15 protein-coding genes are annotated in these 18,498 nt (G+C 66.6%); 9 read left to right on the top strand and 6 right to left on the bottom strand.

Features of this window, described 5'->3' with window-relative positions; all coding sequences use genetic code 11:
- Positions 1-659 precede the first annotated feature (659 nt).
- On the top strand, positions 660-1,466 hold the full coding sequence (locus ACJH7A_RS04835) for a SigB/SigF/SigG family RNA polymerase sigma factor (RefSeq protein WP_212814783.1): 807 nt from the start codon (positions 660-662) through the stop codon (positions 1,464-1,466).
- A gap of 112 nt (positions 1,467-1,578) precedes the next feature.
- Here ACJH7A_RS04835 and ACJH7A_RS04830 read toward each other — a convergent pair whose 3' ends face one another.
- Complete coding sequence (locus tag ACJH7A_RS04830) at positions 1,579-1,944, bottom strand: PE-PGRS family protein (RefSeq protein WP_371824548.1); 366 nt, start codon at positions 1,942-1,944, stop codon at positions 1,579-1,581.
- A gap of 233 nt (positions 1,945-2,177) precedes the next feature.
- Here ACJH7A_RS04830 and ACJH7A_RS04825 point away from each other — a divergent pair, with 233 nt between their 5' ends.
- Genes ACJH7A_RS04825 through ACJH7A_RS04815 form a run of 3 tightly spaced genes read left to right on the top strand, consistent with a single transcriptional unit; the run spans position 2,178 to position 4,279 of the window.
- Positions 2,178-3,374 carry a globin domain-containing protein gene (locus ACJH7A_RS04825; RefSeq protein WP_406801489.1) on the top strand — a complete coding sequence of 399 codons (1,197 nt, stop codon included), beginning with the start codon at positions 2,178-2,180 and terminating at the stop codon, positions 3,372-3,374.
- An 11-nt stretch (positions 3,375-3,385) separates the two neighbouring features.
- Positions 3,386-3,805: a hypothetical protein gene (locus ACJH7A_RS04820; protein ID WP_406801488.1), complete on the top strand. Its 420-nt coding sequence runs from the start codon at positions 3,386-3,388 to the stop codon at positions 3,803-3,805.
- A 45-nt stretch (positions 3,806-3,850) separates the two neighbouring features.
- Complete coding sequence (locus tag ACJH7A_RS04815; protein WP_212814318.1) at positions 3,851-4,279, top strand: VOC family protein; 429 nt, start codon at positions 3,851-3,853, stop codon at positions 4,277-4,279.
- 6 nt (positions 4,280-4,285) lie between these two features.
- On the opposite strand, the gene ACJH7A_RS04810 is transcribed toward ACJH7A_RS04815, so the two are convergent.
- Positions 4,286-6,244 carry a YhgE/Pip family protein gene (locus ACJH7A_RS04810; protein WP_406801487.1) on the bottom strand — a complete coding sequence of 653 codons (1,959 nt, stop codon included), beginning with the start codon at positions 6,242-6,244 and terminating at the stop codon, positions 4,286-4,288.
- A gap of 2 nt (positions 6,245-6,246) precedes the next feature.
- Entirely contained in the window at positions 6,247-6,939 is a 693-nt protein-coding gene (locus ACJH7A_RS04805) for a hypothetical protein (RefSeq protein WP_212814323.1), read from the bottom strand.
- Positions 6,940-7,205: 266 nt separating this feature from the next.
- Between ACJH7A_RS04805 and ACJH7A_RS04800 the strand changes: the two genes are divergently transcribed.
- On the top strand, positions 7,206-8,492 hold the full coding sequence (locus ACJH7A_RS04800) for a lipase family protein (protein WP_406801486.1): 1,287 nt from the start codon (positions 7,206-7,208) through the stop codon (positions 8,490-8,492).
- 9 nt (positions 8,493-8,501) lie between these two features.
- Here ACJH7A_RS04800 and ACJH7A_RS04795 read toward each other — a convergent pair whose 3' ends face one another.
- Positions 8,502-9,668 carry a GGDEF domain-containing protein gene (locus ACJH7A_RS04795; protein ID WP_406801485.1) on the bottom strand — a complete coding sequence of 389 codons (1,167 nt, stop codon included), beginning with the start codon at positions 9,666-9,668 and terminating at the stop codon, positions 8,502-8,504.
- 113 nt (positions 9,669-9,781) lie between these two features.
- On the opposite strand from ACJH7A_RS04795, the gene ACJH7A_RS04790 reads away from it, so the two are divergent.
- The gene (locus tag ACJH7A_RS04790; RefSeq protein WP_212814329.1) at positions 9,782-12,223 is read left to right on the top strand and encodes a Tex family protein; all 2,442 of its coding nucleotides are present in this window, start codon (positions 9,782-9,784) and stop codon (positions 12,221-12,223) included.
- Positions 12,224-12,350: 127 nt separating this feature from the next.
- The gene (locus ACJH7A_RS04785; protein ID WP_212814331.1) at positions 12,351-14,726 is read left to right on the top strand and encodes an excinuclease ABC subunit UvrA; all 2,376 of its coding nucleotides are present in this window, start codon (positions 12,351-12,353) and stop codon (positions 14,724-14,726) included.
- Between the two features lie 65 nt (positions 14,727-14,791).
- Here the strand turns inward: ACJH7A_RS04785 and ACJH7A_RS04780 are convergent, their stop codons facing one another.
- Positions 14,792-15,361: a peptidoglycan endopeptidase gene (locus tag ACJH7A_RS04780; protein ID WP_212814333.1), complete on the bottom strand. Its 570-nt coding sequence runs from the start codon at positions 15,359-15,361 to the stop codon at positions 14,792-14,794.
- A 350-nt stretch (positions 15,362-15,711) separates the two neighbouring features.
- Here ACJH7A_RS04780 and ACJH7A_RS04775 point away from each other — a divergent pair, with 350 nt between their 5' ends.
- Both ACJH7A_RS04775 and ACJH7A_RS04770 read left to right on the top strand, forming a co-directional pair.
- A complete protein-coding gene (locus tag ACJH7A_RS04775) occupies positions 15,712-16,173 on the top strand; it encodes an SRPBCC family protein (RefSeq protein WP_212814335.1) in 462 nt (153 codons plus the stop codon).
- A 164-nt stretch (positions 16,174-16,337) separates the two neighbouring features.
- Positions 16,338-17,741, top strand: a complete 1,404-nt coding sequence (locus ACJH7A_RS04770; protein WP_212814337.1) for an HNH endonuclease signature motif containing protein — start codon at positions 16,338-16,340, stop codon at positions 17,739-17,741.
- 323 nt (positions 17,742-18,064) lie between these two features.
- Here ACJH7A_RS04770 and ACJH7A_RS04765 read toward each other — a convergent pair whose 3' ends face one another.
- On the bottom strand, positions 18,065-18,487 hold the full coding sequence (locus ACJH7A_RS04765; RefSeq protein WP_212814341.1) for a hypothetical protein: 423 nt from the start codon (positions 18,485-18,487) through the stop codon (positions 18,065-18,067).
- Positions 18,488-18,498 lie beyond the last annotated feature (11 nt).

The following is an 18,498-nucleotide window of genomic DNA, read 5'->3' as shown; positions in this document are numbered from 1 at the left end:
AGCGTTCACCATGACTCGTTGATCACAACGCGTGAACCACGCCAGATCCGAAGTCCACCACTCCCCGGGACGCTATCGAGTCGCAACCCGTGGCCCAGTATTCGGCATCCGCAGTGGCGGCACATCGGGGCCACCATCGTGGCCATACATTCGATGCAGTCGAAGCTCGCGCTGCGTCCGTTCCAATTGAACGTGAACGACTCGTCGCAATCCGTTCCGCAGGTAATACACACCGCCATCGAAAAGAGCCGTTCCTGTTGGGTTTTCAAGTGCTGCTCACGCCGACGGGGTGCATACCCTGGGCCATTCTCGGCCAAACCTGTTCTCGCAGAAATGTTTTTTGCCGCCTGACCAGCTGTGATGGCCGGTCGGCGCAGCGTCGCGGTGGTGCCCCGATGCGTTCGGCGGTAAGGTCGGGTACAGCGTCAAGATGGCGCAGTTGCTTAGACCGAAGCGACGGCAGCTGAGAGCTACCTGTCCGGTATGCAGCCGCGGTCCAGATGAGGGCACGGCTGTGCTGGGTGCCGTAGGTGGCGATCGGCGACGGCAGATTGCCGGTCCACCTCACTGGTGGAAACAACACGCATGCCACGGCGCCGAGTCGATACTCAGGGAGCCGAATCTCCCGATGCGTGTTGTGGGCCTGGGGAAGGCACGTCATGTCAACTTCGTTGCTGGAGAAGCGTTTACCTGAAGGAGACCGCTACGCCGACGAATATGCGGACGTACCGGAATTGGTGGTAGAGCTACGCGCCCTTCCGGCCGAATCCGACGAATTCGCCCGGCAACGCGAACAAATCGTGTTGCGGTGCTGCCCGTTGGCCGACCGGCTGGCCCGCCATTTCGACGGCAGGGGGGAAAACCTCGACGACCTGGTCCAGGTAGCGCGGGTCGGCCTGATCCAAGCGATCAACCGCTTCGATCCGGACAACGGTGCCGGGTTCGTGGCGTTCGCCGTCCCGACCATCATGGGGGAGTTGCGCCGCCATTTCCGCGACTACGGCTGGAAAGTCCACGTCCCGAGGAGCATTCGCGACATCCGCCAGCAAATCAAGGGCGCGACAACGGAATTGACGCAGCAGTTGGGGCGCACGCCGACCATCAGCGAACTGGCGGAGGCGCTGTCCGTTGCGCCGGAACAGATCACGGAAAGCCTCCTGGCGGCCAATGCTTATCAACCGCAATCACTCGACACGCCCGTCGTCGACAACGAGGACAACCCGCAGTCGCTGTCCGATCTGCTCGGTGACGTCGACGAAGGTTTCGAGCGCATCACCGACCGCGAATCGGTCAAACCGGTGCTGCAGTCCCTGCCGGTGCGTGAACAGCGGATTCTCTACCTGAGGTTCTTCAAATCCAAGACCCAGCGCCAGATCGCGGAGACGATCGGCGTCTCGCAGATGCACGTCTCGCGCATCCTGGAGCGGACGCTGCGGGAGATTCGCATGCAGGTCGCGCAGACCTGACGGCGACCGCGGCCGCCCAGCCGCTCGACGCGCTGATGCACCAAGGGCTTTCGCCCGAGAGCACCAGCGTCGTCGATCGTCTGCTGGTCGGGGAAACCGGGCTCACCGGCGGTTAGCCGTGCCCGCCGCCGCAGCCCACTCCGGGAATGCAGCCGCTACCACCGGGGACTCCGCCCGGACCGGCATTCGTGCCGCCGGAACCGCACGCCGTGCCCCATTGGGTGGGTACGCAGCCGGCACCTCCCGGGCCGCCTCCGGGACCACCATTCACGCCACCGGAACCACACTGGCCGTTGACACAACCGCCACCGCCCGGGCCAGGGCCGGGATCATCGACGGGCTGCAGCGGGTAGCTGGTCAGCACGGGGTGGGCGCCGACGGTGCTCGGCACGATATCGGCTGACACGAACGAGGCGGCCACGCCGGCCGCTGCGAACGCTCCGGCCGCCAACAGGGGAATCATTTTGTCAGTGAACATATCTCGTTCATTGCCGTCTGACGGTGGAGTCAAACCTCTGGCTGCCGGATTCGCGGGATCGGTCGTTCCGACTGCGGACCGGTGCTTACTACATGGTGTCGTAGGTCACGCAGCATAATACTTGCATCGATGATGCTTATTTAAATAGCCTGCTGGCAGGCGGCGGACCGGCCTCGACGAATCATCGATCCGGGTCGCGCCGACGCATTCACGACGAAGTGAGAGGTTCTGCCATGTTGTCCACGTCCACGTCCACGTTGCCGCCGGCCCACGCCGAGGTTGTCAAAGCCACGTTGCCTGTGGTCGGCGGTGCGATCGGCGAGATCACCCCGGTCTTCTACCGTCGCCTGTTCGCGGCGCATCCGGAGTTGGAGCGTGACCTGTTCAACCGCGGCAATCAGGCGAACGGGTCGCAGCAGAAGGCATTGGCGGGGTCGGTCGCGATGTACGCCACGCTGCTCGTGCACCCTGATGCCCCCGGGGCGGACGTCGTCGAGCGCATCGCACACAAGCACGCGTCCCTCGGCGTGGCGCCGGACCAGTACCCGGTGGTCTATGAACACCTGTTCGCGGCGATCGTCGAGGTGCTCGGTGCCGATGTCGTCACCGCCGATGTCGCCGAGGCGTGGACGGCGGTCTACTGGTCGATGGCGGACCTGCTGATCGGCCGCGAACGGGAGTTGTATGAGGCGGCCGGCACCAGTCCGGAGCATGTCTGGATGCCGGTTCGGGTGGTCGAACGGGTGCAGCAGTCGCCACTCACCGTGGCCTTCGGACTGGCTGCCGCCGATGGTGCCAAGTTGCCCGATTTCGCTCCGGGACAGTACATTTCGGTGGCGGTGCAGCTGCCCGACGGCGCGCGCCAGATTCGTCAGTACAGCCTGTCGCACGCCGGTGCCGTGGACGGGTGGCGCATCTCGGTGCGCCGCGACGGCGCGGTGTCGTCGCACCTGCACGAGTACGTTTTCGAAGGTGACGTGCTGCAGGTGTCGCACCCCTTCGGCGACATCACCCTGGACAGTCCGGCCGAGACGCCGCTGTTGCTGATCTCGGCGGGCATCGGGATCACGCCGGTGCTGGGCATGCTGTACTTCATCGCGGCCGAGCAGCCCCAACGCTCTGTGACCGTCGTGCACTGCGACCGCACCCGCGCCAGTCACGCCCACCGTGCGGAACTGGCCGATCTGGTCGCGCGGATTCCCGGTGCTGCACTGCACACCTGGTACGACGGGCTGCCCGACGGCTATCCGCTCACCGAACCGGACCGGCATGGCCGAATCGACCTGAGCGCCATCGCATTTCCGCCGGATGTCAACGCCTACATCTGCGGTCCGACGCCCTTCATGGCGGAGGTGGTCCGGCAGCTCGGGACCGCCGGTGTGGCGCGTGACCGCATCTGGTTCGAAGCGTTCAGCCCGCTCGCCGTCTAACCTCGCCGCTGATGAGTACACCGACCGCGATCCAGGTCGCCATCACCTTCGTCTGGTTGGGGATGGTGCTCGCCATCTCCTTCCTGGAGGCGCCGCTCAAATTCCGCGCGCCGAACGTCACCCTGCCGATCGGTCTCGGCATCGGGCGCCTGGTGTTCCGCGCGCTGAACACCGTCGAGCTGGTGTTCGCCGCGGCAATCGTGCTCGCAGCCTTGGTGAATCGGCCGTCGGTCACCGTCATGGTCGCGTTCGCCGTGGCCGTGGGGGCATTGGTCGTGCAGCTGGTCGCTGTTCGGCCCGGGCTCAATCGCCGGTCGGACGAGGTGCTCGCCGGCCGCCAAGGTCCGCGCTCCCGCGGTCACTACGCCTATGTCGGGCTGGAGATGATCAAGGTCATCGCGCTCCTGGTCGCCGGTGTGGGTTTGCTCTAGTCGCGCCCCGTGAGCAGTGTCGGTGGGCCTACGTAGCCTGGGGCCATGAAGCAGCAAGTGCACTTCTTCACCCTGGCCACGGTCGATCTCGACGCCACCCGGCAGTTCTACGGCGCGCTCGGGTGGACCCCGGCGCTCGATGTGCCGGGGGAGATCATCTTCTACCAGACGGCGCCGGGTCAGCTGCTCGGATTCTTCCTCGCGGAGAAGTTCAATGCCGACCTCGCGCAGGCTGCCGACCATTCGCAGGTCAGCGGAATCACGTTGGCGCACAACGTCGACAGCCCGGACGCAGTCGTCGAGCTGGCGGCCGCGATGACCGCCGCGGGCGGCACCACACTCAAGCCGCCGCAGCCCGGTCAGTTCGGTGGCGTGTTCCACGCGCACGTCCAGGATCCGAACGGCGTGATCTGGGAAATCGCGCACAACCCGAACTGGCGCGTCAACCCGGACGGCACCGTCAGCCTGGGGTAGAAGCCGCTACATCTTGATGGCCGGCAAGAGCCGGATCAGGTTCCAGGTCCGGTTGCGGCGGGCGCACAGGCTGGAAATGCCCAGTGCGCCGAGCCAGATGCACACCAACACGATGATGGCCTGCCACAGCCGGCCGTCGATGCCGCCGAGGATCAGCTGGCGAAGTCCGTTGACACCGAACGTCATCGGATCGAACTTGTGCATCACCTGGAACGGCCTGGACGTCGTCTCGACCGGGTACATCCCGCCGGCACTGACCATCTGCAGCATCAGCAGGGCCATGATCAGCACGCGGCCGACCGCCGGCCCGACCAGTGCGTTGATGGCCTGCGTCGCGGCGACGAAGGCCAGCGAGATCAGCATCATGAAGCCGAGCATCGCCACCGGATGCGCCACCTGCATGCCGAGGGCGAACCGCACCACGCAGTACAGGATGATCGACTGGCCCAGGGCGAGGACCGCCGCGGGCAGATAGCTGGCGAACACCACGCGAATGGCCAGCACCTCGGCGGCGATCGGGCGGTTCTGCAAGGGCCGCAACACCATCCACAGGACGAGCGCACCGAAGAACAGGGCCAGCGTCAGGAAGAACGGGGCCATGCCGGTGGCGAAGTTGGGGGCACCGTTCTCGTGGGAGGACTCCAGGTTCACCGGACCGCCGATGGTGTCGGCGATGGCCTGCTTCTGCTGCTCGGTCCACGTCGGCACCTGCTTGGCGCCGTCGGCCAGCTTGGTGGCCAGTTCGTGGTTGCCGTCCTTGAGTTGAACGGTGCCCGACTTCAACTGGCGCGCCCCGTCATCGAGTTGCACGATGCCGCTTGCCAATTGCGCATTGCCGGTGGCCAACTGCTGGGCGCCGTTACGCAATTGGTTCAGTTTGTCGGTGAGCTGCTGGCCGCTGCCGCCCACCTGATCGAGAGCAGTCCGCAGCGGGCTGCCGGGGGAGCGCAGGTTCTCGGTCATCGAGATCGCGGCATTGCGTCCATCGGTGATCTGCTGGCGGATCTGTGGAGTGAACTGGTGGCCGTTCAGCTGGTCCTGGACGCCGCGCAGGGTGTTGACCGCGCCGACCGAAACCGGGTCCTGGTTCACCGAAAGTTGTTGGATCACCGAACCGATCGCTGCTGCCGCGGTGTCCTGCGCGGTGGCGAGTGCGCCGGCCTGATCGGCGGCCTGCTCCAGCGCCGTCGCGCTCTGCTGCAACTGCTCGGTGCTCCCGCCGACCTGCGACAGGGCCTTGGTCACTTTCAGCAGCGGATCGGTGGCCTGGTTGATCCCCGCGGAGAGTTGTTTGGCGCCGGCCGACAGCTTGGCCGAGCCGTTCCGGGCGTCGTCGAGGCCGCCGACCAGCTTGCCCGCGCCGGTGTCGACCTGCGCTGCGCCGTCCGCCAGCTTCTGCGCTCCGTCGGCGGCCTGCTTGATGCCGGCTCCGGACGAAACCACCACGGACAGAATCTGGTTCACCGCCTGGCCGGAGATGCGCGTCGACACCGCGTTGAGCACCTGGCTGGTGGCCGTGCGGCCGATGGTCGAGGAGATGTAGTTGTTGGCGTCGTTGTACACCGCGATCAGCTGGGCCTTCTGGGGATCGCCGCTGACGGGCGAGGCAATGGCCTCGCTGAAGTTCTCCGGCAGCTCCAGCATGAAGTAGAACTTGCCGTGCTCGACGCCGTCGCGCGCCTCCTTTTCGCTCACCACATGCCAGTCGAGGCTGTGGTCCGCGGTCAGGCTCCGGGCGATCTCGTCGCCCGCGTTGACGTGGACGCCCTCGACGACGGCACCGCGGTCGGCGTTCACCAGGGCCACTGGCATCTTGTTGACCTGGCCGAACGGGTCCCAGAACGCCCACAGGTACAGCGCGCCGTACACCAGCGGCAGCAGCATCAGCACCACGATCGCGGCGCGCGTCATGCGGCTGCGGCCGAATCGCTTGATCTCCGAGCCGAATGCGAGTCCAGCAAGCATGGTCAGGCCTTTCCGGTCAGCATACGGCGGTCATGCAGAACGTGGTCGGGGGCGTCCTCGCCCAGCGGGTTGGTCACTCCGACGACGACGGTGCGGTGTTCGGCGAGGGCGCCGAGCCGCTGTACCGCGAGGGCACGGCGTTCGTTGTCGCGGACCTGCTCGAGGTCGCCGACGATCAGCACCGGCCGGTCGGACATCAGGGCCAGGGTGATGCGCAGCAGAAAGAGCTCGAGATCGGACAGCTCGATGATGAAGCTCTTTGGCGACAGCAGCGGAAGGTCGTCGCCGAAGACCGCCGTCATCTCCGGGACGTCCGACTGGACCGGAACCCAGGCCGGGAACGGCGACACCCAGCGGCGCTGCTCGGTGATGACCGTCTGGACCGTCACCATGTCTTCCAGGTCGTCGATGTCGGCGAACGCGGCGATGGCACAGTGCTTCCGGATGCCGCGGGGCCCCGTCGCGCCGTTGACGGTGACGGTGCCGCGCGTCGGCTTGAGCCGGCCTGCCAGCGACAGCAGGAGCGTGTGCTGCGCCGGACCGCCCGGCATCTGTATGGCGTGGAATCCGGGCCGCAGCTCCAGGTCGACATCAGAGAAGAGCGGGCCGTGCTCGCCGATGACAGCGAGCCCCTGCGCGGTGATCACCGGCGGGCTGTCCGCTGTGTCGGGGGCGGCCGTCGTCTCGTCGTCCATTGCTGCTCATCTCCGGGGTCGAAGTAACGATGGCCAGTAAATCAGCGCGCCGGGGCAGAAACTCCGATAGCGGCGTTCTCGCAGGTGTGATGTCACGCGGAATCGCTCGCGATATGCCGTGGCGGACACATCGGGCGCGCCGACTTCGTGGATCGCTTCCAGGTAATGTCTGTGCGGCCTGTCACTCGACGTCCGTCAAGAATTGAATTCTTGGTTTCAGGTATTCCTGATTTCGTGTACGAGAGTCCCATTGTTATTGTCCCGTTATGCATCGTTTCGGGGGCGTTCTGGCCGCATGTCTACTCATTGGTTCACTGCTCACGGGACTGCCCGCAGCCCACGCTGACGGCGACGAGCCGCAGTACGCCGAGTTCTATCTGCCGCCGGATCCACTGCCGCCGGGCAAGCCCGGAGATCTGATCCGGACCGAGCCGTCGCGCCTGGTGCTCGAACCGTCCGGCCAGCTCGGCGCCATCATGGCCACCGGCACGCGAATCATGTACCGCAGCACCGATGCCCGCGGAAACCCGGTCGCCGTGACCGGTACCTACTTCGAGCCGTACAACGACTGGCCGGGCAAGGGACCGCGGCCACTGATCAGCTACGCGGTCGGCACACAGGGCCAGGGCAACCAGTGCGCACCGTCACGCCAGTTCAACCAGGGCATCCATTACTCGGGTGGCTGGGACATCATGGTCAACTACGAAGAGGCGTTCATCGCCACGATGGTCGCGCGCGGATTCGCGATCGTGATGACCGACTACGAGGGCCTCGGCACTCCCGGGATGCACACGTACGTCAACCGCGTCGCCGAGGCCGCCGCGGTGCTCGACGCCGCGCGCGCCGCCAAGAAGCTGCCGGGCACCTCACTGGATCCCGATGGGCCCGTTGCTTTCTGGGGCTACTCGCAAGGCGGAGGTGCTGCGGCGTCGGCGGCCGAGCTGGCGTCGTCCTACGCGCCTGAACTGCACGTCGTCGGCACGTACGCCGGGGCGCCGGTCGCCGATCTCAAGGAACTGTTCCCGTACACCGACGGCAGCGCGCTGGTCGGCGTGGTCGGTTACGCGCTCAACGGCGAAATCTACGCCTACCCCGAGTTCGCCGACCTGATCCGCTCCAAGCTCACCCAGCGCGGCAAGGACATGCTCGAGAGCGTCTCACGGCAGTGCGTCGGTCAGACCATCGTCGACTTCATGTTCCGGCATCTGCAGCCGTACTTCACCGAGGACATCAACGTGCTGGTCGAGGAAGAGCCCTTCAAGACGCTGTTCGACATGCAGAAGCTCGGCAAGTACAAGCCCAACGCTCCGGTCCTCATCAACAGCAACCGCTACGACCCGCTCGTGCCGTGGACCGCGGCCAACCAGCTCGGGCGGGACTGGTGCGACAAGGGGGCCGATGTCGAGTTCCGCACCAACGAGGAGCCCCCGTTCCTGAACAAACTGGTGATCAACCATGCCCTGCCGATGCTGGTCGACGGCGAGCCGGCCATGCAATGGATCGCGGCGCGCTTCAACGGTGAGCCCACGTCGCCGAACTGCGGGACGTACTGAGTCGAGAGCTCAGTCCCTGCCCGCCGCGGAGGCGCGGATCACGCGGTCGCGGCCCCGGCTCTTCGCTTCGTACATCGCCACGTCGGCGCGGCGGATCGCCGACCGCAACCCCGCCTTGTGCCCGAGTTGCGATACCCCGATGCTCACCGTTCCGGCGAGCACCGCGTCATTGTGGCTGAACGTGGCGGCGGCGAACGCCACCCGGAGCCGGTCGGCGATGACGGCCGCCTGACTTTCGTCGACACCCGGCAGCATCGCGCAGAATTCCTCGCCGCCGATCCGCGCCAACAGGTCGCCGCTGCGCAGATTCGACCGTGCCACGCATGCGAACTCGGTCAGCAGCCGGTCGCCGGCCTCGTGCCCGAAGACGTCGTTGACGGCCTTGAACTCATCCAGATCCATCACGATGACCGAGCACCGCAACTGGCGCGCGACGCACTCCTCGGCCAGCCGCTGCGCCTGGATCATGAAGCCCGCGCGGTTCAGCGTCCTGGTGAGAGAGTCGAGCATCGCCGCGTCGGCCAATTGATCCTCGAGCCGCTCCCAACCCATCAGCGACAGGCACAGGTTGATGGCCATCACGGCGAAAGCGAAGAAGAGCATCGGCACCGACACGGCCGCGCTGGTGGTGGCGAACTGCACCGCGCCGGCGTCCAGATGGAGGCTGACCGAACGCGCGACGGTCGCCGCGGCCGCGACGACGTACAGGCCGATCAGGATGCGCCGCGACGCCAGGCGCTCGACACGCTGGGCTTTGATGCCGTCGACGACGCTGAGCGTGAAATATCCGGCCAGCACGAGAGCCGTCAGGGACACCCGGGCCGGGATGCTGACGTTGAACGGCGGTATCAACTCGAACGCGGCCAGCACCACCAGCGGCCCGGCAGCCATCACCCGGCCGCGGACCGGCTGGCCGTTGAAGGCGCACAGACCACCCCAGATCAACGACCAGCACATGACGATCAGGACGTTGGAGACCGTCACCGACAACACCTCGGGCACCAGCCCGCGGGCGCTCAGCAGCCCGGCTCCGAGGGCACCCAGGAAATTGCCCGCGCCCCACAGCTGGACCGCCGGATGTCGCCGCCTACCGGCCCCCACCCAGACATGCAGCAACCCGAACAGCAGGGCGGTCATGGAGACGACCATCCACAGGGTGCGCACGTCGGGATTCATGTCGCGCTACCGGGTGCGCCCAGGGGCGTGGTGCGTCGGGATCGGCTGAGGCATAGCGCAAACTTACTCGCCGCTGCCGACGACTGTCGGCAGCATTGGGTAGGGTCCAGCCCGTGAATTTGAGCGTCAAGTCTGTCGTCAAGTCCGTGAACGCCCGCCTGGCCGAAGAGTTGGCCGTCGCCGAAGGTCAGGTCGACGCCGCGGTACGGCTGCTGGACGAAGGCGCGACCGTGCCGTTCATCGCGCGGTACCGCAAGGAAGTCACCGGCAGCCTGGACGACGGTCAGCTCCGCACCCTCGAGGAGCGGCTCCGGTATCTGCGCGAACTGGATCAGCGGCGCGACGCCGTGCTGGCCTCGATCGAAGAACAGGGCAAGCTCACCGACGACCTGAAGGCGGCGCTGCTGGCCGCCGAGACGAAGTCCAGGGTCGAAGACATCTACCTGCCGTACAAGCCCAAGCGCCGCACCAAGGCGCAGATCGCCCGCGAGGCCGGCCTGGAGCCGCTGGCGGACCGGCTGCTCGCCGACCCCACGCTCAACCCCGAGGACGTGGCCGCCGAGTTCCTGGGTGAGGAGGTGGCCGACGTCGCCGCCGCACTCGACGGCGCGCGCCACATCCTGGTGGAGCGGGTGTCCGAGGACGCCGAACTGGTCGGTGCCGTGCGCGAGAAGTTCTGGTCCGACGGCACCCTGACCACCAAGCCGTGGTCGGAGGAGGCGGCGAAAAGCCCTGCCGCCCAGAAGTTCCGCGACTACTTCGAGTACTCCGAGCCGCTCGAGGACATGCCGTCGCACCGCGTGCTGGCGGTATTGCGAGGTGAGAAGGAAGAGGCGCTGTCGCTCAACTTCGACGGCGGCGACGAGACGCTGTACCAGGCCATGATCGCGCAGTCGCTCGGTGTGGACATGGCTGCCGGGGGCGCCGCCACGCCGTGGCTGACCGCGACGGTCGGCTGGGCCTGGCGCACCAAGCTGATGTTCTCGGCGGCCGTCGACGCCCGGATCCGGCTGCGGCAGCGCGCCGAGGAGGACGCCGTCGCGGTGTTCGCCAAGAACCTCAAGGACCTGCTGCTGGCCGCGCCGGCCGGAACCCGCGCCACGCTGGGACTCGATCCCGGGTTCCGCACCGGTGTGAAGGTCGCGGTGGTGGACGGCACCGGCAAGGTCGTCGACACCTGCGCCATCTACCCGCATCAGCCGCAGAACAAGTGGAACGACGCCAAGGCGACGCTGGCCGCCCTCGTCGCGCGGCACAACGTCGAACTGATCGCCATCGGTAACGGCACCGCGTCCCGCGAAACCGATGCGCTGGCAACCGAACTCATCGCCGACCTGAAAGCGGCGGGCGCGTCCGGTCCCAAGCGGCTGCCGACCAAGGCGATCGTCAGCGAGGCCGGCGCCTCGGTGTACTCGGCATCGGCCTATGCCGCCCACGAGCTGCCCGACCTGGACGTGACGCTGCGCGGCGCGGTCTCGATCGCCCGTCGTCTGCAGGACCCGCTCGCCGAACTGGTCAAGATCGAGCCGAAGTCGATCGGCGTCGGGCAGTACCAGCACGACGTGACGCCCGGAACCCTGGCCCGCAGCCTCGACGCGGTGGTCGAGGACGCCGTGAACGCGGTCGGTGTCGACCTCAACACGGCCTCGGTGCCGCTGCTGGCCAAGGTCTCCGGCGTCACCGAATCACTGGCCGAGTCGATCGTGTCGTACCGCGACAAGACCGGACCGTTCCGCAGCCGCAGCGGCCTGCTCGACGTTCCGCGTCTGGGCCCCAAGGCTTTTGAGCAGTGCGCCGGCTTCCTGCGCATCCGGGAAGGCGACGACCCGCTGGACGCCTCCGGTGTGCATCCGGAGGCCTACCCGGTGGTGCGGCGCATCCTCGACCGCGCCGGCGTCACCCTCGCCGAACTCATCGGTGACGAGCGGAAGCTGCGCGCGCTCAAGCCGGGCGACTTCGCCGACGAACGATTCGGCATCCCGACCGTGACCGACATCCTGGGAGAGCTGGAGAAGCCGGGCCGCGACCCGCGCCCCGCGTTCTCCACCGCGACCTTCGCGGCCGGCGTCGAGAAGGTGTCCGACCTCAAGGTCGGCATGGTGCTCGAGGGCGTCGTGACAAACGTGGCCGCGTTCGGCGCTTTCGTGGACGTCGGCGTGCACCAGGACGGTCTGGTGCACGTGTCGGCGATGGCCGACCGCTTCGTCTCCGACCCGCACGAGGTGGTCAAGTCCGGCCAGGTCGTCAAAGTCAAGGTGCTCGAGGTCGATGTCGAGCGGCAGCGCATCGGACTGAGCCTGCGGCTCAACGACGACCCGCAGCGCGCCCGCGACGGCAAGCGGCCCGAGCAGGGCGGCGGAGCCCGGCGCGACGGCGGCGGGCAGCCGCGCGGACGCGACGGCGGCAACCGCGGCGGTAACGGTGGCGGACAGAACCGCGGCAATGGCCAAGATCGCGGACGTAATCCGCAGCGCGGCAATGGCGGTGGCCGCCGCGAGTCTGTGCCGTCCGGCTCGATGGCCGACGCCCTGCGCAAGGCGGGCTTCGGCAAGTAGCGGTGTTCTCGCGAGGAGACATAAAACTGTCGATATCCCAGTGATTTTCGACAGTTTTATGGCTGCTCGCGAGAAGTGATCAGGAATCGAGAAGCGACCCGGCTCGAGGCCCGGTTAGCGTGTGGGTATGCCCAGCAGAACGCATGCCGCTGACAGCCATGACCTCATCCGCGTGGTCGGTGCCCGGGAGAACAACCTCAAGGACATCAGCGTCGAGATCCCCAAGCGGCGGCTGACGGTGTTCACCGGGGTGTCCGGCTCCGGCAAGAGCTCGCTGGTGTTCGACACCATCGCCGCCGAATCGCAGCGGCTGATCAACGAGACCTACAGCGCATTCGTGCAGGGCTTCATGCCGTCGCAGGCCCGCCCCGACGTCGACGTGCTCGAGGGTTTGACGACCGCGATCATCGTCGACCAGGAGCGGATGGGCTCCGACCCACGCTCCACGGTCGGCACCGCCACCGACACCGGTGCGCTGCTCCGGATCCTGTTCAGCCGGATCGGTGAACCGAACATCGGCTCGCCGCAGGCGTTCTCGTTCAACGTCGCCTCGATCAGCGGGGCCGGGGCGGTGACCATGGAGCGCGCCGGACGCACCGTCAAAGAGCGTCGCGACTTCAACATCGTGGGCGGTATGTGTCTGCGGTGTGAGGGTCGTGGCGCCGTCAACGACATCGATCTCACCGCGCTGTACGACGACAGCAAGTCGATCAACGAGGGCGCCATCACCATTCCCGGCTTCAGCATCGACGGCTGGTACGGCCGAATCTTCAACGGCTGCGGCTTCTTCGACCCCGACAAGCCGATCAAGAAGTTCACCAAGAAGGAACTGGACGCCCTGCTGCACAAGGAGGCGACCAAGATCAAGGTCGACGGCGTCAACCTCACCTACCTGGGGCTGATCCCGCAGATCAAGAAATCGTTCCTGAGCAAGGACGTCGAGGCGATGCAGCCCCATATCCGGGCGTTCGTCGAGCGGGCGGTGACGTTCACGACTTGTCCCGAGTGCGACGGCACCCGGTTGTCGGAGCTGGCTCGCTCGTCAAAGATCAAGGGCGTCAACATCGCCGAGGCCTGCGCCATGCAGATCACCGACCTCGCGGAGTGGGTCGGGGCGCTGGCCGACGACAAGCGCCTCGGCGCCGGCGTGGCGCCCCTGTTGGCGACATTGCGGCACACGCTCGACTCGTTTGTCGCGATCGGTCTGGGCTACCTCTCCCTGGCGCGCCCCGCCGGCACACTCTCCGGCGGAGAAGCGCAGCGGGTCAAGATGATTCGCCACCTCGGCTCGGCCCTGACCGACGTCACCTACGTGTTCGACGAGCCGACCATCGGACTGCATCCGCACGACATCACCCGCATGAACGACCTGTTGATTCAGCTGCGGGACAAGGGAAACACCGTGCTGGTCGTCGAACACAAGCCGGAAGTGATCGCCATCGCCGACCACGTGGTGGACCTCGGTCCCGAGGCGGGCTCGGGTGGCGGCCAGGTGGTTTACGAAGGCACGGTGAAGGGGCTGCGCGGTAGCGGCAGTATCACCGGACGGCATCTCGACGACCGGGCGGCGCTGAAGGAGTCGGTGCGAGAAGCCAACGGGGCGTTGGAGATTCGTGGCGCAAACACCAACAATCTGCAGGACGTCGACGTGGACATCCCGCTCGGCGTGCTCGCCGTGATCACGGGCGTGGCGGGCTCGGGCAAGAGCTCCCTGATCGACGGGTCGGTGGCCGGGCGCGACGGCGTCGTCACCATCGACCAGGCGCCGATCCGGGGATCGCGACGCAGCAACCCGGCCACCTATACCGGACTGCTCGACCACATCCGCAAGGCGTTCGCCAAGGCCAACGACGTCAAACCCGCACTGTTCAGCTCGAATTCGGAAGGCGCCTGCCCGGCATGCAACGGAGCCGGAGTCATCTACACCGACCTGGGAGTGATGGCGACCGTCGAGTCGCGCTGTGAAGAGTGCGAAGGCCGGCGGTTCGGGGCCTCGGTGCTCGAATACACCCTGGGCGGGCAGAACATCGCCGAAGTGCTCGCCATGCCCGTCGCCGAGGCCGAGCAGTTCTTCTCCGACGGTGACGCGAAAGTGCCGGCCGCACAGAAAATCCTCGCCCGGATGGTGGACGTCGGGCTGGGCTACCTCACGCTCGGGCAGCCGCTGACCACACTGTCCGGCGGGGAGCGACAACGACTCAAGCTCGCCACGCAGATGGGGGAGAAGGGCGACATCTACATCCTCGACGAGCCGACCACCGGCCTGCACCTGGCGGACGTCGAGCAACTGCTCGCGCTCTTGGACCGGATCGTCGACGGCGGCAAGTCGGTCCTCGTCATCGAACATCACCAGGCCGTCATGGCGCACGCCGACTGGATCATCGACCTGGGTCCCGGCGCAGGTCACGACGGCGGCCGGGTCATCTTCGAGGGTTCTCCGGCCGACCTGGTCGCGGCCGGGAACACCCTGACCGGAACCCACCTTGCCGAAGACGTCAGATAGCAGTCAGGGCTGCCATCGCTGAGCGGTGGCAGCCCTGACTGTGAAACAGAGGGGTCGTCGAACGGTTAGACGGGCATCTCCGGGCCCTCAGGAGCCGGGGCAGGCGCCTCGGGGGCCGGCGCCGGGGCCTCGGGAGCGGGCGCGAAGTTGGCCGCCTCGATGATTTCCGGGGCCGGGAGGTCGGCCGGGTCGGCCGGAGGCGCCAGGGGCGCGTCCAGCGGGCCGTCGAGAGGCAGGTCGGCGGGGATGTCCTCACCCGGGGCCATCGGCAGGTGCATGTGGTGGGTGAACTGGCGCTGGAAGGCGCCGCCGCCACCGATGCGGACGCCACCGCCCTCACCGCTGGACACCGGAGTGCCGTCCGGCAGCGTCACGGCCGTGTGGCCGCCGTTCCAGCCGATGTTCAGGGCGCCGGGCGCGGTGCCGGGCAGGAAGCCACGAGCCCGCAGTGCGGCCTCTTCGTTGCCGGTGTTGAACCGGTTGCCGTAGATGGGGCGGCCGGTGGCCGCGTTGGCCACCCAGGAGGCCAGTCCGGAGCAGTCAGTGCCGCGTGCCGTGTCTCCGCCGGAGACGTACGGCGTACCCGAAACCTGGTTGACCAAAGCCAGCAGCGAGGCGGTCGCAATAGCAAACATGGCGATGAACGCTAGCAACGGAAAATCGCGACGGTCAAAATACTGTGTCTGCCATCACGTTTCGCGAATCCTGTGGTGTGCGTTACATCGGTGTGTATTCGCATCGTTTGGGGCAGAAGCGATTTCACGTCTTCGCAGGTGAATGCGCAAAACATACTGCCATACACAGCTTTTGCGCAAATGCAAGGTCGTGACGGTCGTTGCGAGGTCGTGACCAGCTAATTCCGAGACCGGCGTGACCGGCCTCTGCGCGGCTTTTGCGTCGGTTTCGACGTCCTGTCGGGCAGCTCATGCCGCCGATTCGGCGGATACTGGCTGACCATCTGAAACGGTCAAGTTACGGTGGGTCGATGTGGCTGTCGCGGTCCCGGTTCGAACTCAGGGAAGAGGTGCCGGGGACGCCCGACGAAGTCCGCACCTTCTATACAGATCTGGCGAATATGAAGCTGGTTCATCCGCTCGTGGTGGCGGTGGACTGTCTGGCCGATCAGCAGGATGTGCGGGGCCGCCGCCGTGACTATCGGGTGCGGGATCGCATCCCATTCGGCCCGTTGAGTCTGCGCGTGACCTACCGGGCCACGGTGCTGATCGCGCCCGACGGCGTCGTGCACACCGAGGCGCGCCAATTTCCGTCCGTGCGGCTCAGTGGCACCGTCACCTTCGCGCCTGCCGGCGCAGGCACCGCTCTCACCGAGGTAGTGGATATAGAGGCACCTTCTCCGTTCATGGCTTTCACTGCTGCGCAGGCGGAGAAGGCGCACGCGGCGATGCTCGCTGCCATTCGGCGTCATTTTGAGAAAAGCTTGGGCTGATCCAGGCTGCCGGATGGGGTGCCGCGCTGGATGGCCGGGTTTCCTTGCCTTACCGGCGACGCTCTCGAAAAAACTTTGGTCACTTTGTTAGCGCTGGTTGCAGGAGGTAACTAGTGGCCCATTCGTCACAGCGCCTTGTCGGTGATTCGAACTAATGTTCGAGTATGGCCATCGACTCCGCTACTGTCCTCAACGCCTACGCGGCGCTTGAGGATGCGATCGCCACGGTCAACGGCCTGGACTACAGCGGGTTGCCCATCAAAGTCCTGTTGGAGCTGCAGTCCCGCCGCGAAACCCTGAAGTGCGCGGCCGAGGCGGTCGACCATCAGATCCTGGCCGCGGCACAAACCCAGGCCACCGCCAAGGGGATCGGGGCCAAGGATTGGCCTGAGGTGTTGCATGTGCGGTTGCGGATCAGCCGGGAGGAGGCCCGCCGGAGGGTGCGGGACACGGATAATTTGGGTCCGCGCTCGGCGATCACGGGCGAGGCGTTGGGTCCGGTGTGGGAACTGGTGGCCGCCGCGTTGGCCGAGGGTGCGATCAATAGTGAGCACGTGCAGGTGATCGCCTGGTTTTTCGGCAAGGTGCCGTTGTGGGCGGCCGACCCGGTCACGTTGTTGCAGTGCGAGACGGATCTGGTGGCCGATGCCCGGGTCAAAACCCCCGAAGACCTCCGCAAAGTCGCGGCGGATTTGTTGTACAAGCTGGATCAGGATGGGCCCGAACCCAACGACGATGAGCCGGATCCGAAGCGGTCGTTCGTGATGGGTAAGCAGCGGCCTGACGGGCGCACCGACGTCACCGCTCAACTCGATCCGGAAGGGCGGGCTTACTGGGAGGTGTTGTTCGACAAGTACGCCGCCCCGGGCATGTGCAACCCGGCCGATCCGGAACCCTGCTTCTCCGGGACCCCGACGCAGGAGCAGATCGACAACGACACAAGGACTGTGGCGCAGCGGCAGTACGACGCCTTCAAATTCGTGGGCCGGATGATGCTGGCCACCGGAACCTCCGGGGTGCACAACGGGTTCCCCGTCGCGGTGGTCGCCACCTGCACCGTCACCGAGCTGGAAAAGCGCGCCGGGATGGCGCTCACCCACACCGGTACCAAGCTCCTGGTGAAGGATCTGGTGCGGATGGCAGCCCAGGGCTCGGACAACTACCTGGCGGTGTTCGATGAGCACACCGGCCAACCGCTCTACTTGGGCCGGGCAGCGAGAACCGCCAGTACAGCCCAACGCCTGGCGTTGTTCGCCCGCGACCACGGCTGCACCCGCCCCAACTGCATCGCCCCCGCCTCGCGCTCGCAGGCTCATCACGTCAACACCAACTGGCGCGACGACGGCCCCACCGACATCACCAACCTCACCCTGGCCTGCGGCCGCGACAACCGTCTGGTCGACACCGGCGGCTGGCACACCACCATGGGCCCCGACGGTCGCACCCAATGGACCCCACCACCCCTGCTCGACGTCGGCCAACCACGAACCAACCACTACCACCACCCCACGCTCTACCCGCCCGAGAGCGGAGATTCCGATGGTGAAACAGACAGTCCCGCAACCTGATACGACGCCCCGATGCGGCAACCCAGCCTCACCGGCGATGTCCTATGGGCGAATATCGGCCGTCCGTTCGAATCGGTCGGCTGGTCCGAAACAGAAGGCGGGATCGGGGCGCGGTGCGGGTCGCGGCGATGACGGTCAGCAGCGCGGCGGATCGCAGCGACGGCGGTCGGCAGCGATGGCGGTCAGCGACCGCGGCACTTGAGGCTACCGGTGACCCACAACCATGGAAGGCGAAAGTGCTGCGCTGCAAACGAATTGAATGCGCACTACCGCCAGTGACGAATGTCGACACCCGGCCAGCGGCTCGCGGTGCAGTGTGGGGATCAGCTCGGGAAGAACCCGTCGCCGGTCTTGAAGCCGGGCTGCCAGCCCTGCGCTCCCAGGCACAGCAGCGGTCGGCCGTCAGGAGCCTGCGCCGCGGTCTGCGGGCCCGGGCACGGAGAACCGATGTCCTTGACGCCCTGGATCGCATAGGAGTAGCCCCAGAATCCGGTGTCGACGGGCGGCCACTGGTTGGGAATCCAGTGGCAGGCCATGGATGCGCCGCCCGGACCGCGGCCGAAGATGAAGATGTCGTGGTTGTCGCACGGCGCGCCGTTGACGGCCTGGTAGTTCATGCCGGGGACGTCAGTGGGGTAGCGGCCGGGATCGTCGCTGCCGCCCAGCGCCGGATCGGCGCTCGCGAAGGGTGCCAGCCCGATGGCGGTTCCGGCGATCGCTGCGGCCACCGTCAGTACCCGAAACATCCTGGTCATCT

The sequence above is a fragment of the Mycobacterium sp. SMC-17 genome (genome assembly GCF_045310915.1).
GTDB lineage: Bacteria > Actinomycetota > Actinomycetes > Mycobacteriales > Mycobacteriaceae > Mycobacterium.
This window is presented reverse-complemented; position numbering and strand designations above follow the sequence as displayed.

Bases quoted from the DNA above. Each gene is read 5' to 3' on its own strand.
- ACJH7A_RS04835 (WP_212814783.1), top strand. From the start codon at position 660: ATGTCAACTTCGTTGCTGGAGAAGCGTTTACCTGAAGGAGACCGCTAC.
- ACJH7A_RS04830 (WP_371824548.1), bottom strand. From the start codon at position 1,944: ATGTTCACTGACAAAATGATTCCCCTGTTGGCGGCCGGAGCGTTCGCA.
- ACJH7A_RS04825 (WP_406801489.1), top strand. From the start codon at position 2,178: ATGTTGTCCACGTCCACGTCCACGTTGCCGCCGGCCCACGCCGAGGTT.
- ACJH7A_RS04820 (WP_406801488.1), top strand. From the start codon at position 3,386: ATGAGTACACCGACCGCGATCCAGGTCGCCATCACCTTCGTCTGGTTG.
- ACJH7A_RS04815 (WP_212814318.1), top strand. From the start codon at position 3,851: ATGAAGCAGCAAGTGCACTTCTTCACCCTGGCCACGGTCGATCTCGAC.
- ACJH7A_RS04810 (WP_406801487.1), bottom strand. From the start codon at position 6,244: ATGCTTGCTGGACTCGCATTCGGCTCGGAGATCAAGCGATTCGGCCGC.
- ACJH7A_RS04805 (WP_212814323.1), bottom strand. From the start codon at position 6,939: ATGGACGACGAGACGACGGCCGCCCCCGACACAGCGGACAGCCCGCCG.
- ACJH7A_RS04800 (WP_406801486.1), top strand. From the start codon at position 7,206: ATGCATCGTTTCGGGGGCGTTCTGGCCGCATGTCTACTCATTGGTTCA.
- ACJH7A_RS04795 (WP_406801485.1), bottom strand. From the start codon at position 9,668: ATGAATCCCGACGTGCGCACCCTGTGGATGGTCGTCTCCATGACCGCC.
- ACJH7A_RS04785 (WP_212814331.1), top strand. From the start codon at position 12,351: ATGCCCAGCAGAACGCATGCCGCTGACAGCCATGACCTCATCCGCGTG.
- ACJH7A_RS04780 (WP_212814333.1), bottom strand. From the start codon at position 15,361: ATGTTTGCTATTGCGACCGCCTCGCTGCTGGCTTTGGTCAACCAGGTT.
- ACJH7A_RS04775 (WP_212814335.1), top strand. From the start codon at position 15,712: ATGTGGCTGTCGCGGTCCCGGTTCGAACTCAGGGAAGAGGTGCCGGGG.
- ACJH7A_RS04770 (WP_212814337.1), top strand. From the start codon at position 16,338: ATGGCCATCGACTCCGCTACTGTCCTCAACGCCTACGCGGCGCTTGAG.
- ACJH7A_RS04765 (WP_212814341.1), bottom strand. From the start codon at position 18,487: ATGTTTCGGGTACTGACGGTGGCCGCAGCGATCGCCGGAACCGCCATC.